Annotated in this window: 19 protein-coding genes; all 19 read left to right on the top strand. The window is 66.4% G+C overall.

Annotated elements, in window-relative coordinates; translation table 11 throughout:
* The 19 genes from CYU89_RS09970 to CYU89_RS09880 all read left to right on the top strand — a co-directional run bounded on the left by CYU89_RS09970 (nucleotide 1) and on the right by CYU89_RS09880 (nucleotide 12,333).
* Nucleotides 1–429 carry a hypothetical protein gene (locus tag CYU89_RS09970; RefSeq protein WP_296280593.1) on the top strand — a complete coding sequence of 143 codons (429 nt, stop codon included), beginning with the start codon at nucleotides 1–3 and terminating at the stop codon, nucleotides 427–429.
* Nucleotides 426–671 (top strand): hypothetical protein, encoded by a 246-nt coding sequence (locus CYU89_RS09965; RefSeq protein ID WP_296280591.1) that lies wholly within the window; start codon nucleotides 426–428, stop codon nucleotides 669–671. The genes CYU89_RS09970 and CYU89_RS09965 overlap by 4 nt, the downstream gene beginning before the upstream one ends.
* A complete protein-coding gene (locus CYU89_RS09960) occupies nucleotides 668–1,099 on the top strand; it encodes a regulatory protein GemA (RefSeq protein ID WP_296280589.1) in 432 nt (143 codons plus the stop codon). The genes CYU89_RS09965 and CYU89_RS09960 overlap by 4 nt, the downstream gene beginning before the upstream one ends.
* Nucleotides 1,096–1,281: a hypothetical protein gene (locus CYU89_RS09955; protein WP_296280588.1), complete on the top strand. Its 186-nt coding sequence runs from the start codon at nucleotides 1,096–1,098 to the stop codon at nucleotides 1,279–1,281. The genes CYU89_RS09960 and CYU89_RS09955 overlap by 4 nt, the downstream gene beginning before the upstream one ends.
* A complete protein-coding gene (locus tag CYU89_RS09950; RefSeq protein ID WP_296280586.1) occupies nucleotides 1,281–1,880 on the top strand; it encodes a hypothetical protein in 600 nt (199 codons plus the stop codon). The genes CYU89_RS09955 and CYU89_RS09950 overlap by 1 nt, the downstream gene beginning before the upstream one ends.
* Complete coding sequence (locus tag CYU89_RS09945; protein WP_296280584.1) at nucleotides 1,864–2,286, top strand: Mor transcription activator family protein; 423 nt, start codon at nucleotides 1,864–1,866, stop codon at nucleotides 2,284–2,286. Before CYU89_RS09950 ends, CYU89_RS09945 begins: the two co-directional genes overlap by 17 nt.
* On the top strand, nucleotides 2,283–2,861 hold the full coding sequence (locus CYU89_RS09940) for a hypothetical protein (RefSeq protein WP_296280583.1): 579 nt from the start codon (nucleotides 2,283–2,285) through the stop codon (nucleotides 2,859–2,861). The genes CYU89_RS09945 and CYU89_RS09940 overlap by 4 nt, the downstream gene beginning before the upstream one ends.
* Before the next feature lie 166 nt (nucleotides 2,862–3,027).
* Nucleotides 3,028–3,354, top strand: a complete 327-nt coding sequence (locus CYU89_RS09935; protein ID WP_296280582.1) for a hypothetical protein — start codon at nucleotides 3,028–3,030, stop codon at nucleotides 3,352–3,354.
* Nucleotides 3,351–4,022 carry a transglycosylase SLT domain-containing protein gene (locus tag CYU89_RS09930; RefSeq protein ID WP_296280580.1) on the top strand — a complete coding sequence of 224 codons (672 nt, stop codon included), beginning with the start codon at nucleotides 3,351–3,353 and terminating at the stop codon, nucleotides 4,020–4,022. The genes CYU89_RS09935 and CYU89_RS09930 overlap by 4 nt, the downstream gene beginning before the upstream one ends.
* Nucleotides 4,013–4,693 (top strand): hypothetical protein, encoded by a 681-nt coding sequence (locus CYU89_RS09925; RefSeq protein ID WP_296280578.1) that lies wholly within the window; start codon nucleotides 4,013–4,015, stop codon nucleotides 4,691–4,693. Before CYU89_RS09930 ends, CYU89_RS09925 begins: the two co-directional genes overlap by 10 nt.
* Complete coding sequence (locus CYU89_RS09920) at nucleotides 4,690–4,911, top strand: TraR/DksA C4-type zinc finger protein (RefSeq protein WP_296280576.1); 222 nt, start codon at nucleotides 4,690–4,692, stop codon at nucleotides 4,909–4,911. Before CYU89_RS09925 ends, CYU89_RS09920 begins: the two co-directional genes overlap by 4 nt.
* Nucleotides 4,908–5,165, top strand: coding sequence for a hypothetical protein (locus CYU89_RS09915; RefSeq protein ID WP_296280575.1), 258 nt, complete (start codon nucleotides 4,908–4,910; stop codon nucleotides 5,163–5,165). Before CYU89_RS09920 ends, CYU89_RS09915 begins: the two co-directional genes overlap by 4 nt.
* Nucleotides 5,165–5,470 (top strand): ArsR family transcriptional regulator, encoded by a 306-nt coding sequence (locus CYU89_RS09910; protein ID WP_296280573.1) that lies wholly within the window; start codon nucleotides 5,165–5,167, stop codon nucleotides 5,468–5,470. The genes CYU89_RS09915 and CYU89_RS09910 overlap by 1 nt, the downstream gene beginning before the upstream one ends.
* Nucleotides 5,470–6,042, top strand: coding sequence for a phage protein Gp27 family protein (locus CYU89_RS09905; RefSeq protein WP_296280571.1), 573 nt, complete (start codon nucleotides 5,470–5,472; stop codon nucleotides 6,040–6,042). Before CYU89_RS09910 ends, CYU89_RS09905 begins: the two co-directional genes overlap by 1 nt.
* Before the next feature lie 11 nt (nucleotides 6,043–6,053).
* Nucleotides 6,054–7,697, top strand: a complete 1,644-nt coding sequence (locus tag CYU89_RS09900; protein ID WP_296280569.1) for a hypothetical protein — start codon at nucleotides 6,054–6,056, stop codon at nucleotides 7,695–7,697.
* Complete coding sequence (locus tag CYU89_RS09895) at nucleotides 7,697–9,268, top strand: DUF935 domain-containing protein (protein WP_296280568.1); 1,572 nt, start codon at nucleotides 7,697–7,699, stop codon at nucleotides 9,266–9,268. The genes CYU89_RS09900 and CYU89_RS09895 overlap by 1 nt, the downstream gene beginning before the upstream one ends.
* Complete coding sequence (locus CYU89_RS09890) at nucleotides 9,261–10,439, top strand: PBECR2 nuclease fold domain-containing protein (protein ID WP_296280565.1); 1,179 nt, start codon at nucleotides 9,261–9,263, stop codon at nucleotides 10,437–10,439. The genes CYU89_RS09895 and CYU89_RS09890 overlap by 8 nt, the downstream gene beginning before the upstream one ends.
* Nucleotides 10,440–10,582: 143 nt before the next feature.
* A complete protein-coding gene (locus tag CYU89_RS09885) occupies nucleotides 10,583–11,092 on the top strand; it encodes a phage virion morphogenesis protein (protein WP_296280563.1) in 510 nt (169 codons plus the stop codon).
* A 257-nt stretch (nucleotides 11,093–11,349) separates the two neighbouring features.
* Complete coding sequence (locus tag CYU89_RS09880) at nucleotides 11,350–12,333, top strand: phage protease (protein WP_296280561.1); 984 nt, start codon at nucleotides 11,350–11,352, stop codon at nucleotides 12,331–12,333.
* The last annotated feature ends 9 nt before the right edge of the window (nucleotides 12,334–12,342 follow it).

Here is a 12,342-nt window from a genome sequence, read left to right as displayed (position 1 = left end):
ATGAAGACCGTCGCGAAAGACCAGATGACCGCATCGGAACTGCGCATGGCCGAATCGCTGGGGATCTTCGTCCAGGAAGCGCCGGCTCCGACGGAGGCTCGTGCCGAGTGGGAAGCGCGGTCGCAGCAGTTGAAGGATCTGGGCATGCAGATCCTCTGGAACGCCTGGCGCATCGCGGATGAAGCCGTGCGCTCGGACATCGAGTGCTACGCCAAGGCTATCCCGCACCCCGAGGGGTTCACCGTGTACGACCTGCGGTACGCCCAGGTGACGGGCGCCACCGACGCAGAAGAGCAGACGCATGCCGTCGCCGTAGCCCAGCGTGCGGCGCACTACATCGACCTGCGCGGGGACGTATTCCCGTGGCGTCTGGTGCGCGTGGGCGCCGATCACCTGGTGCGGTTTGTAGCCAAGGAGACACAGCCATGATCCGTCTGTTGCTGCTTTGCGTGCTGCTCACGGCCTGCGCGCCGTTGCCAGCCCCGCCACCAGAGGTGCAGAACGTTGCCACGTTCAGGGCGACCGTGAAGGAAGGTTACGGCCAGCAAGAGATCCGCGTTGTGCACGACGTAGATCGCGCCGTGACTTGCTGGGTAATGCAGGGCGGATACAACAGCAGAAGCCCAGCCATCTCGTGCCTGCCGGATGCCCAAATTGGCAAGACACGATGATGACCAAGAAACGTGACCCGCAGCTCGCGCGCATCCACTTGGGCAAGAAGGCCCTGGGGCTGGATGAGGAGACCTATCGCAGTCTTCTGCGGCGCGTTGGAGGGCAGGACTCGTCCGCCAAGATGACGCCTGCCCAGCGCAACGCCGTCATCAAGGAGATGGTCCGCCTTGGCTTCAAGGAGCAGGACCGCAAAGAGCGCCGCAAGCACTACCCCGGTGCACCGGCAAACACCGATCAGGTGCCCATGCTCAAGAAGGTGGAAGCGCTGCTGGCTGACGCGGGACGCCCGTGGTCCTACGCCCATGCGATGGCCGACCGCATGTTCAACGTAACCCGCATCGAATGGCTGCGGCACGACCAACTGCACAAGTTGGTGGCCGCGCTGCAGGTGGATGCACACCGGAAAAGTAGGAGGACCAACGCATGACCGACACCCGCTATGCCAGCCGAAAGTTCATGCTCGCCGCCTTCCTGCAGTTGGCGGCACTGGGCCTGCTTATCGCCGGACTGATCGATGCGCCCGTCTGGAAGGATTTCAGCGTGACCGTGCTGATGCTCTACATGGCCGGCAACGTCGGCGCCGCCTTTGTGGAGAAGAAGGTCGTCTGATGCGCGCCACCTGTCCCGACTGCGGAGCCCAAGCTCACCTGTCCGCCTTCTTCGTGGAGGACGACGGCAAGCGCCTCGCCGCGCTGCTGGCTGAAATGCAGCCCGAGCTGGGCCGTGCGGTGATCGGTTATCTCGGCCTGTTCAAACCCGCAAAGACTGCTCTTCGTATGGCCCGTGCGGTGAAGATCGTCCAGGAGCTGGTGGCGCTGGTGGAGACAGGCGCCGTTTGCAAGGACGAGCGCAGCGGCGTGCGCCGGCCGGCGTCGGCCCTGACATGGGCCACGGGCATCGAGACGATGCTGCTGCAGCGCACCTCGCTCACGCTCCCGCTGGAGACGCACAACTACCTGCGCGCGGTGGTGTATGGCCTGGCCGACAAGGCGGATGCTGCGGTCGAGCGTCAACGCGAGGCCGATGCGCGCAGCGGCAAGCACCTGCCAAAGGAGACCGCTGACGAGCGCAAGGAGTCCAAGTACGCGAACCACCTGGAGTGGGTCGCCCAAATGCAACGGGTTGGCCACTTCACGCCCGAACAGGCAAAAGAGGAGCGTCGCCAGGCGCGCGAACGATATGGAGTATCCGATGACGACGCAGAGTGATCTGCTGGGCATGCCAACAGACCTGGACTTGGCCAGCGGCGCGCTTGATGCAGTGCCGGCCACGAAGTGGGCGCAGGGCTTGGTCCAGCTGATCGAGGTCCAAGAGGCGACGTTCCAGCGACTGGGCGTGGATGAGGCGGAAGCCTTTCGCCTGGCGCGTGCCGCCACCCTGGCCATCGCGGAGTTCCACGGCGGTCGGCAGTGGTACCTGCCACGCGGGGATGACCTGGCCACCGCGCTGCGGGACGCCGAGATCTACCGCCGCGCCCGGCGCGGTAACATTCAGGACCTGGCCCGCGAGTACCAGCTCACGGACCAGCACGTATGGCGGATCGTCCGTCAGCAACGCGCCCTGCACTTGCGCAAGATCCAGGGCGACCTATTCAACGAAGGGGAAGGAGCATGACGTTAGGACTGGCGCTTTTCGCACTGTTGCAGGGCGCGACGGCCGCGCCGCAAACCGAAACCGTGTTCGGTATTGATCTTGGCAAGCCACCCAGCGCGCCTCAATGCCAGCGCGACCGCTGGGGCATCCCCGAGGCGCCGGCCGACGGCATGTGCTGGACGCTCAGCGAGAAGGTGGAGGACACGGCGGTCGGCCGAGTGCAGTCTGCACACTACCGGTTCGCGGAAGACGCGCAGCCGCAGATCGCGATCAATGTCGATGCCCAGCTGATTGACGGAAACGTCGAACGGGTTGAGTTTCAGACCTTGGGAGCGATGGCAATCCCTGTCGTCATGGATGCACTTCGCGCGAAGTACGGCAAGCCGATAAGCGAGGAGAAGGTGCCTGTGCAGAACCGCATGGGTGCAACCTTCGATGGCGTTGAGGCGACGTGGATGCGAGGGAAGCTGTCGGTGGTCTATCACGGGATTACACACCAGGTTGACCGAGGAGCAGTTACGATAAATACCTCTCTCGGCCACACGCTCTATCTGCTAGAGGTCGAGCAGGAAAGAAAGAAAGGTACATCCCTGTAACTCCAAACCCCGCTTCGGCGGGGTTTTTTGTTGCTCACTAACGCGCGTTAGTCCCGCGCCCATCGCGCGCACGCGCATCGTTGCTCCCGTGGCAGGTGGACGGGCCTGCCCCAACGTCGGCGGCGGTCCCCCTGGCCGCCGCCGACACCTTCAACGGGAGAACGACTTGAACGAAACCCTTCTGGACAAGATCCAGCGCCGACTGGCACCCGTGGTCACGCTGTTCGACCGCATCGGCTTCGTCTGGCTGCTGCTGGTCCTTTCGCTGGTGCTGTTGCTGCCAGTGCTGTTGCTCAACCCGGCAAAGCTCGGCGCGTACCTGTGGTTCATGGCCAAGATCAGCGGCGCCTTCGTGCTGGGCTATCTGTTCGACCTGGCAGCCTTCCGGGGTGCAGATCCGCGCTACCTGGACGGCATCGAGAAGACGATGGCGCAGACGCGGCGTGCAACGCTGATTGCTGCCGCCATCATTGGTGCGGGCCTGATCGGATGAGCAGGCTGTCCAACACCCGCGCAGGGCTGCTGGTCGCCGCCGTGGCGCTGCTGGTGCTGCTGTGCCTGGGGTTCGCACAGGACGCCAGCGCGCAGCAACGCGTCGCGATCCCGGAGGCTTCGGCCCTGTACCGCCATCGCGTGGAGCAGGTGGTGAGCGACGTGTGGGGCGTGAACGCCTCGCCGGCACGCCTGGCTGCGCAGCTGCACCAGGAGAGCGGCTGGCGCAAGGTCGCCCGCTCGCCCGTAGGCGCCCAAGGCATGGCGCAGTTCATGCCCGCTACCGCCAAGTGGATCGCCGAGCAGTTTCCGGCCGAGCTGGGCGCATTCGATCCCTGGGACCCGATGCAGGCCATCAAGGCGGCGGCCATCTACGACAAGTGGCTGCTGGATCGTGTGCAGCCCATCGGGCACGCACGCATGTCCGAATGCACGCGCTGGAACTTCGCGCTGCGTGGGTACAACGGCGGTGAATCGTGGTTGTTGCGTGAGCGCGGCCTTACGGTGGCCGGTCGAGCCAACGCCAACGACTGGCGCGATGTCGAGCGCTTCCGTGCGCGTGGCACCGCAGCCCACAAGGAAAACATCGGATATCCGCGCCGCATCCTGCTGGTGTTGGAGCCGGCCTACATCGCGGCCGGATGGCCGGGGACGGCGGCATGCGGCTGAAGCTCGATGACCTGGTCGCGGTGAAAGGCGCCGGCCTGCTGCCGGCGTTCGGCTGGGCGCTGCTCGTTGCGTTCGTGGTGGGTGCCGTCGTCAGTGGCGGCCTGGTCTGGAAGTGGAAAGAAGGCCAGGCCGCCATTGAAGAAAACGCACAGCTGCGCATGGACGCCAAGGCGTGGCAGGACGCGGCGCAGGCCGGCCGCGCGGAAAGCGTCACGCAGATGGCTCAACTACGCCAGGCGACGCAACGCCTGGGCGAGATATCGCAAGGGAGGGAAGATGACCGGGAAGACCTACGCCAGCTGGTACGCGCACAGGCGGCTGCGCTCGATGCGCTGCGCGCTGCACATCCTGGTTGGGCTGGCATCGATCTTGGCCCTGACTTCGTGCGCCACTGGAACCAAGCCAATTCCGGCAGGGCCTCTGCCACCCCCGCCGCCGCCGAGCATTCCGGCGAACCTTCGCCAGCCGTGCCCGCCGCTTCCGACGCTGGCCGAAGCCCGGCCGATCCCGATCCTGCAGCAGCACGACCAGGAAGCGGCGCAGTACCAGGACTGCAGGAGCGCCAAGTCCCGTCTGGATCAGGCGGTGACCGAGTGGGAGGCCACGGCCTGGCGCTGGTACTGCCAGGCCGTGAAGGCCGCAGGCGTGCAGGCGAAGGATTGCCCGAGTGATTGATGCAGCGGACAAGGTCGTGATGGACGACGAACGGGCAATGGAACAGTTCCAGCAAACAAGGGCGCGCCACCAGGCGCCGCCCGATGCGTGGCACCGCCGCAGCGACGAGATCAACTGCCTCGACTGCGCGGAGATCATTCCGCCCGCGCGGCTCGAAGCAATGCCTCACACCAAGCGCTGCGTGCGTTGCGCTGCCGACGTGGAGCGCCGATGAGCGACCTGATCGTGGGATTGCTGGTGCTGGTGCTGCTGGTGTGCCTGGTCAACCTGGGCTTGGGCTTCCTGCTGTGGTGGCGGCATGTGGGCCTGGTCGCGCGCGTGACCCGCCTGGAGGTCTACCAGGAGCAGAACCTCACGCATGCCGAGACCCGCGCCATCTACGAACGCCTGTCGTCCATCGAGGGGCAGATCCAGACCACCAACCGCCTGATGCAAACCGTGCAGGAACACTTGCTGGAGAACGATTGATGAACAACAAGACCTTTGCCGACCGTCTGCGAGAGGACCGGCGCCTGGTGTTGCTCCGGCTGCTGAGCGAGACCAACGGCTACCGCACCAACAGCTCCATCCTGCACAGCGGCCTCTACGGCCTGGGCATCGTGAGTAGCCGGGATGACGTGAACACGGATCTGCACTGGCTGTGCGAGCAGGGCCTGCTGCGGCTGAGCGAACACGTGCCGGGCGTGCTGGTGGCGGATCTGGCGGCGCGCGGTTTCGATGTGGTGAATGGCGCGACTGTTGTGCCTGGCGTGAGCCGCCCGAGCCCGAAGTAATGGCCACCAGCAAGCGCCGCGCCAAGTCCTCGATCAGTCGGCTGCCTCCCGAGCAGAAAGCCTACATCGAGCGCCTGATGCGCGAGGACCGGCTGACGCTGTCGGAGATGATCCAGGATCTGGAGGCGCGCTTCCCCGGCGAGCCGGCAGCCGAGGTGTCTCGCTCCGCGCTGCATCGCTACAGCGCCGGCTTCGCCGAGCTGACCTCACGCATGCGCGACATCGACCGCGCATCGCAAGCGCTGGTGGGTGAGTTCGGCGACAGCCTGGGCGAGAAGGCCAGCACGCTGCTGACCAATGCCGTGATGACGCTGGTCACCGACGTGGCGTTGCGCAAGCAGGAATCGCCCGATGGCGTGGACGTGGAGACCGCACGCAAGCTCGCCCGTGCCGCCAAGGACGCTATCGACACCAAGCGCGTGGACGTGAACGTGCGCAAGGCCGTGGCCGAAGAAGCCCGGCAGGCGCTGCTGCGTGAGCAGCAGAGCGCCCTGGACAAGGTGGTCAAGTCAGGCGGCTTGTCGGCCGAGTCTGCGGCTGACTTCCGCAAGAAGATCCTCGGCATCGGCTGACGGAGGTCCGCATGGTTGTCGAAAAGCCCAAGCCCAAGCGCGCGATCGCGGGCACACCGTCGCGCACTGCGCTGGCTGATGCAGTAACGAAGACGCCCGATCTTCTGGAACAGGAGTTGCCGGCGTCGCTGGCATTGCAGGTCAACGCCGAGATCGATGCAGTCCTGCTCAAATACCAGCAGGACTGGATCGCCGATGACAGCGACCTCAAGGTGGCCGAAAAGAGCCGACGCGTTGGCCTGACCTGGGCCGAAGCTGCCGACAACGTGCTGATCGCGTCCAAGTCCCGCCAGGCAGGCGGGATGAACGTCTACTACATCGGCTACAACATGGACATGGCCATCGAGTACATCGAGGCCTGCGCCATGTGGGCGCGCGTGTTCAACGAGATCGCCGAGGAAGTGGAAGAAGGCCAGGAGGTCTTCAAGGACGGCGACGACGAGAAGGCGATCAAGACCTACACCATCCGCTTCGCCAGCGGCTTCCGCATCGTGGCGCTGTCCTCCCGTCCGGCCAACCTGCGCGGCAAGCAGGGCGTGGTGGTGATCGATGAGGCGGCCTTCCACGGCGCGCTGGATGAATTGCTCAAGGCGGCGCTGGCGCTGCTGATCTGGGGTGGCAAGGTGCGTGTGATCAGCACCCACGACGGGGACCAGAACCCGTTCAACGAGCTGGTGAACGAGATCCGGGCCGGCAACCGCAAGGGCAGCGTGCATCGGATCACCTTCAAGGAAGCCGTCGAGCAGGGCCTGTTCGGTCGCGTCTGCATGCGCAAAGGCGTGCCGTGGGACGAAGCCGCCCAGGTGAAGTGGGTGGCGGATGTCTACGCGTTCTACGGATCGGCAGCGGAGGAAGAGCTGGACGTGGTGCCTTCGCAGGGCACGGGCGCCTGGTTGTCGTCCGCACTGGTCGAGGCGCGGATGTTCGCGGCCCCTGTGCTGCGCTATACCGCTCCCAAGGGCTTCGAACAGCGGCCTGATGCCGAACGCCATGCCGTCATCCAGGAGTGGCTGGACCTGGAAGTGGCACCCCTGCTGGAGGCGCTGGATAGCGACCTCGATAGCTTCTACGGCCAGGACTTCGGTCGCACTGGCGACTTGACGGTCATGGTGCCGTCCCAGGTAGACCAGGGACTACGCCGCCGTGTGCCGTTCCTGCTGGAGCTGCGCAACATGCCGCACCGGCAACAGGAACAGATCGCGAAGTTCCTGATCTCCCGCCTTCCCCGTTTCCGCAAGGGTGCGGTCGACGGGCGCGGTAACGGCCATGCGGTGTCGGAGTTCCTGGCGCAGGAGTTCGGCTACAACCGCATCGAGCTGGTGATGGCCAGCGAGACCTGGTATCGCGAACACATGCCTCCGCTCAAGAAGGCATTCGAAGACGACACCATCGCCATTCCCCGCGACAAGGACGTGCTGACCGACCTTCGCTCCATCAAGGTCATCAAGGGCGTCGCGCGCGTTCCCGAGCGCAGCACCGGTAAGGACGGTGGCCAGCGTCACGGTGACGCCGGCATCGCCATCGCGCTGATGCACTACGCGAGCCGGCAGGACATCGAGGTGATCGACTACCGCCGCATCATTCCCACCAACAACGGCCGCAGCGGCGCGATCACGCGCGGCGCCGGCTGGCGCAACAAAGAGGGCATCTGGTAATGGCCACAGTGAAGTCGAAGATCCTGGGCCCGGACGGTGAGCCGATCCAGTACGAGGTGCTGGATCGTGAGATCTCCGCAGGCGGCATGGCGGGCATTCGTCAGGTGTGGCACACGGGTGTGGCCGCTGGCCTGACGCCTCCTCGCCTGGCCGCGATCCTGGAAGGCGCCGCCGCCGGCAACGCCTATGACTACCTCACGCTCGCCGAGGAAATGGAAGAGCGCGATCTGCACTACGCCTCGGTGCTGGGCACGCGCAAGCTGGCCCTCTCCGGCCTGGACATCCAGGTCGACGCGCTGTCCGACGACGCCCAGGACGTGAAGATCGCCGACGCCGTGCGCGAAGTCATCGCGATGCCGGACTTCGGCGAAATGGTGTTCGACCTGACCGATGCCCTGGGCAAGGGCTACTCCGTGGCCGAGATCATCTGGGACCGCACGGGCAAGGTGTGGAAGCCTGGCAGGCTGGAGCATCGTGATCCTCGCTTCTTCCGCTTCGACCAGGCCACCGGCCGGCAGCTGCGGTTGCTCGATGAAGCCGACCCTGCCAACGGCATCGCGCTGGCGCCCTACAAGTTCATCGTGCACCTGCCAAAGCTGCGCAGCGGCTTGCCAGTGCGTGGTGGCTTGGCGCGCCTGGCGGCCGTCGGCTACATGTGCAAGGCGTGGACCTGGAAGGACTGGATGGCCTTCGCGGATATCTTCGGTCTGCCGATGCGCGTGGGCACCTACGGCAACGGCGCCAAAGAGGAGGACATCGCGCGGCTGATGGCGGCCGTGGCGAACCTGGGCAGCGATGCAGCGGCCGTGATCCACGAAACCACGAAGATCACCTTCGAGGCCGCGCCCAACACCACGGGCGCATCGGACTTCTTCGAGAAGCTGGCCACGTGGTGGGACAAGCAGGTCAGCAAGGGCGTGCTCGGCCAGACGATGACGGCCGACGACGGCGCATCGCTGAGCCAGGCCAAGGTGCACAACGATGTCCGCCTCGATCTGCTCAAGGCCGATGCGAAGGCGTTGGAGAACACGCTCAACCGCGACCTGGTGCGCCCATTCGTGGACCTCAACTTCGGACCAGGGCGGTATCCGATCCTGCGTGTGCCGGTGCCGGAACCGGAGGATACGAAGCTGCTGGTCGACTCCCTGGAGAAGCTGGTGCCGATGGGATTGGAGGTCGAGCAGTCGGTGATCCGCGACAAGCTGGGCTTGCCCGACCCTGCCACCGGCAAGGACGTGAAGTTGCTGCGTGCGCCTGCCGCCACGCCGCCGCCGGTGGCCACGCCTGCAGAGACCACCGAGCGCGCCGAGAATCGCGAGCGCAACATGGCCGACCGCGAGGACCAGCTCGCCGCGTTGCTGGGCGAGAGTGCCGATCCGGTCGTACAGGAGTGGGTGGAGCAGATCCGGCAACTGGTCGATACGGCGGACTCGCTGGAAGCCGTGCGCGATGGATTGCTGCCGCTGCTGGCCAGCATGGACGGTGATCGTTTCGCCGGAGTGATGCAGCACGCGCTGGCGGTGGCGGGCGTCGCCGGCATGTTCGATGCCCTGGAAGATAGCCGTGCCTGAGATCCGCGGCCGCTTCGGCAGCTTTCCCGAGGCAGAGCGCTACTTCCGGCAGAAGGTGAACCTGCCGACACGTCGGTGGGATGACCTGTGGCAGGGTCAGCATGCGCGCGCCTTCGTGGTGGCCGGCGCCACGCGCGATGCGCTGCTGTCGGATCTGCGCGAGGCCGTGGATGCGGCGATCAGCAAGGGCGAGACGCTGGCCGACTTCCGCAAGCGCTTCGATGACATCGTCAAGCGCAACGGCTGGACGGGATGGACGGGTGAAGGCAGCGAGGCCGGCCGCGCCTGGCGCACGTCGGTGATCTACCACACGAACTTGCGCGTCGCGTACCAGGCCGGACGCTGGGAGACGCTCAAACGCTTCCCGTACCTGCGCTACAAGCACAACACGGTCCGCAATCCGCGCGAGGCACACAAGGCATGGGATGGCTTGGTGATCGCCACCAATGATCCGTGGTGGCGCACGCACTATCCGCCCAACGGGTGGGGCTGCCGCTGCACTGTGGTGGGCGTGTCCGCTGCGCGACTGCGTGCGGACGGCAAGCGCCCCGATCAGGCGCCGAGCGAGATCGAGGGAGATCCTCCGGTGGAGTGGCGCTACAACGTGGGCGTCGCCGACCAGGGCGAACAGATCGCCGATGCTTCCCAGGCGCACTTGGCCAACGCTCGCTGGACCGAACTGCCCGCGCGCTCGCACCTGGACTTCGGACGCCCCGCGCGCGTGCCGGTGGACGCCACCGTGGCCACACCCTTCGACGCGGCCATTCGCGATCCCGAGCAGCTGCGCCAGGCGTGGTCCACGCTGTATGGCAAGACCACGATGCTGCGCGATCCGTCGGGCGCGGAGGTGATGCTCACCGACCAGGTCGTCAACCACTGGCTGGAGAACCCCAAGCGTCTGGATGGTCGTGAACGCTATCTGCCGCTGCTGCGCGAGGTCATCGAACGGCCTTTCGAGATCTGGGCGAACTTCGCGCGCAACGAGGCCGGCAAGGTCGGCGTGCGCCGCTACTACGTGAAGGTGGTCCAGGCCGATGACGGCAAGGCGCTGACGCTGGTGGCCGAGGTGTTGCCTGGTGGCGTGTGGGGTTCGTTCGACTTCTTCCGTGGCGCTCGGCCGCAGCCGCGCTCGCGCCAAGGGTTGCTGGTGTGGGGCAGGCCCACCGAATGACAGCCTTTGCCTACAGACACGCCAACACGTTCTGCGGCGCTTCCTGCGGGTTGTCGGGTGTTGGCCCAGCCCGTGGAAGGATGGCGGCGTGAGCCGCGACACCAGGGGCGGCGAAGTCCCTGGCCCGTGACGGAGAATCTACCATGACCGACACCCTGATCATTGCGGTTGATGACGCCCAGGTACAGCGGTGGTTCGGCAAGCTGATCGAGCGCGGGCTGAGCCTGGCGCCGCTGATGGCCGACGTGGGCGAGCTGCTGCTGGAAAGCACCCAGGGTCGCTTCGATACCGGCACCGGACCGGACGGGATTGCCTGGGTGCCGCTGGCCGATGGCAGCGGACGCACCCCGCTCAGCGACACGCGGCGCATGCGCGACGACATCTCGCCCAGCTCCGGCGCCGACTGGGTCGAGCTGTCGGCGCACGCCAGGCAGGCCCGCTGGCACCAGGAGGGCACCAAGCCGTACACGATCAAGCCCAAGGACAAGAAGGCGCTGACCTGGCCAGGCGGACCCGGTCCGCGCGGCAAGGTGAACCATCCGGGCCTGCCGGCCCGCCCGTTCATGGGACTGAGCCAGGCCGATGGCGAGGGCATCGACCGCCTGGCCATCGCCTGGCTGGAACTGGGCGATGCGGCGGGCGTTTCGGGGTGACCCCGTAGAACGCCCTGAGAGGCCCGTGCAGCCCCCCGGGGGGCGCCCACCGTCCGACGCGCCCCCCCGTCGGGCCGCGCAGGCGGATTTAAACGCCTTTCAAACGCCGTCCGGACCGGGTGCTGGGGTGGCGACTGGACAGCCGGCCCGATTCCGGGCACTTTCACCCCCGCCGCGCCACGCAGCCGGCCACCCCTCCCGCGCCACTAACGCGCGTTAGTCCCAACCCTCGCAAGCGCGTCCCGACACTGGCCGGGATGCGACGCCTTGCCCTCAATACCGACCTGTCCGCGTTCGACCAGGCTCCCGCCGAGGTCGAGCTGATCCCTGCGCCCGATCCGGGCACCGGCCGAGTGACCGGCCGCGACAAGCGCTCCTGGATCTTCGACGGGCAGGCCCACGAGCTGGTGCTGGGTAGCTTCGGCCAGCGGGGCATCGAGCTGCCCATCGATTGGGAGCACGCCACCCAGCACCGCGCCCCGAACGGGGAAGAGGCCCCCGCCGCCGCCTGGATCGAGCGCATCGAGGTGCGCGGCGGGGCGCTGTGGGGCCGCGTGAAGTGGACGCCGCGCGGGGAGCAGCAGGTGGCCAACAAGGAATACCGCTACCTGTCGCCCGTCTTCGACTACGACCCCAAGACCGGGCGCATTGCGCGCCTGGTCTCCGCCGGCCTGACCAACACCCCGAACCTGCACCTGCAGGCGCTCAACCAAGAGGAACTCACCATGCGCTCCACCCTGCTCAACGCTGCCATCGTCGCCTCGCTCGGCCTGACCGATTCGGCCGACGACGATGCCGTGGCCAATGCCATCAACTCGCTCAAGAAGGATCGCGACACCGCGACCGCGCTCAACACGGAGAAGGTGCCGAGCCTGGACCGGTACGTGCCGCGCGCCGACTACGACACGCTGCAGACGCGCGCCACCAACGCCGAGAACGCCCTGCAGGCACGCGTGAAGGCCGATCACGATGCCGCCGTCGATGGCGCGATCAGCGACGCGCTCAAGGCCGGCAAGATCACGCCCGCCACCGAGGACTACCACCGTGCCAGCTGCTCCGATGCCGCCGGCCTGGAGCGCTTCAAGGCGTTCGTGACCGCCGCGCCCGCCATCGCCAATCCGAGCGATCTGGGCAAGAAGAAGCCCGATGGCAACGCCACCGCCCTCAATGCCGAGCAGAAGGAAGCCTGCCGCCTGCTGGGCATCTCCGAAGCCGACTACGCGGCCGAGCTGGCCAAGTAATCCGCGCCA

Origin of the sequence: Pseudoxanthomonas sp., assembly GCF_002863005.1 — a bacterium.
GTDB lineage: Bacteria > Pseudomonadota > Gammaproteobacteria > Xanthomonadales > Xanthomonadaceae > Pseudoxanthomonas_A.
This window is presented reverse-complemented; position numbering and strand designations above follow the sequence as displayed.

What these genes read in the sequence shown, in the direction of transcription:
- CYU89_RS09930 (WP_296280580.1), top strand. Translation starts at nt 3,351, where the DNA reads ATGAGCAGGCTGTCCAACACCCGCGCAGGGCTGCTGGTCGCCGCCGTG.
- CYU89_RS09965 (WP_296280591.1), top strand. Translation starts at nt 426, where the DNA reads ATGATCCGTCTGTTGCTGCTTTGCGTGCTGCTCACGGCCTGCGCGCCG.
- CYU89_RS09885 (WP_296280563.1), top strand. Translation starts at nt 10,583, where the DNA reads ATGACCGACACCCTGATCATTGCGGTTGATGACGCCCAGGTACAGCGG.
- CYU89_RS09925 (WP_296280578.1), top strand. Translation starts at nt 4,013, where the DNA reads ATGCGGCTGAAGCTCGATGACCTGGTCGCGGTGAAAGGCGCCGGCCTG.
- CYU89_RS09905 (WP_296280571.1), top strand. Translation starts at nt 5,470, where the DNA reads ATGGCCACCAGCAAGCGCCGCGCCAAGTCCTCGATCAGTCGGCTGCCT.
- CYU89_RS09970 (WP_296280593.1), top strand. Translation starts at nt 1, where the DNA reads ATGAAGACCGTCGCGAAAGACCAGATGACCGCATCGGAACTGCGCATG.
- CYU89_RS09955 (WP_296280588.1), top strand. Translation starts at nt 1,096, where the DNA reads ATGACCGACACCCGCTATGCCAGCCGAAAGTTCATGCTCGCCGCCTTC.
- CYU89_RS09880 (WP_296280561.1), top strand. Translation starts at nt 11,350, where the DNA reads ATGCGACGCCTTGCCCTCAATACCGACCTGTCCGCGTTCGACCAGGCT.
- CYU89_RS09960 (WP_296280589.1), top strand. Translation starts at nt 668, where the DNA reads ATGATGACCAAGAAACGTGACCCGCAGCTCGCGCGCATCCACTTGGGC.
- CYU89_RS09895 (WP_296280568.1), top strand. Translation starts at nt 7,697, where the DNA reads ATGGCCACAGTGAAGTCGAAGATCCTGGGCCCGGACGGTGAGCCGATC.
- CYU89_RS09950 (WP_296280586.1), top strand. Translation starts at nt 1,281, where the DNA reads ATGCGCGCCACCTGTCCCGACTGCGGAGCCCAAGCTCACCTGTCCGCC.
- CYU89_RS09915 (WP_296280575.1), top strand. Translation starts at nt 4,908, where the DNA reads ATGAGCGACCTGATCGTGGGATTGCTGGTGCTGGTGCTGCTGGTGTGC.
- CYU89_RS09945 (WP_296280584.1), top strand. Translation starts at nt 1,864, where the DNA reads ATGACGACGCAGAGTGATCTGCTGGGCATGCCAACAGACCTGGACTTG.
- CYU89_RS09900 (WP_296280569.1), top strand. Translation starts at nt 6,054, where the DNA reads ATGGTTGTCGAAAAGCCCAAGCCCAAGCGCGCGATCGCGGGCACACCG.
- CYU89_RS09910 (WP_296280573.1), top strand. Translation starts at nt 5,165, where the DNA reads ATGAACAACAAGACCTTTGCCGACCGTCTGCGAGAGGACCGGCGCCTG.
- CYU89_RS09940 (WP_296280583.1), top strand. Translation starts at nt 2,283, where the DNA reads ATGACGTTAGGACTGGCGCTTTTCGCACTGTTGCAGGGCGCGACGGCC.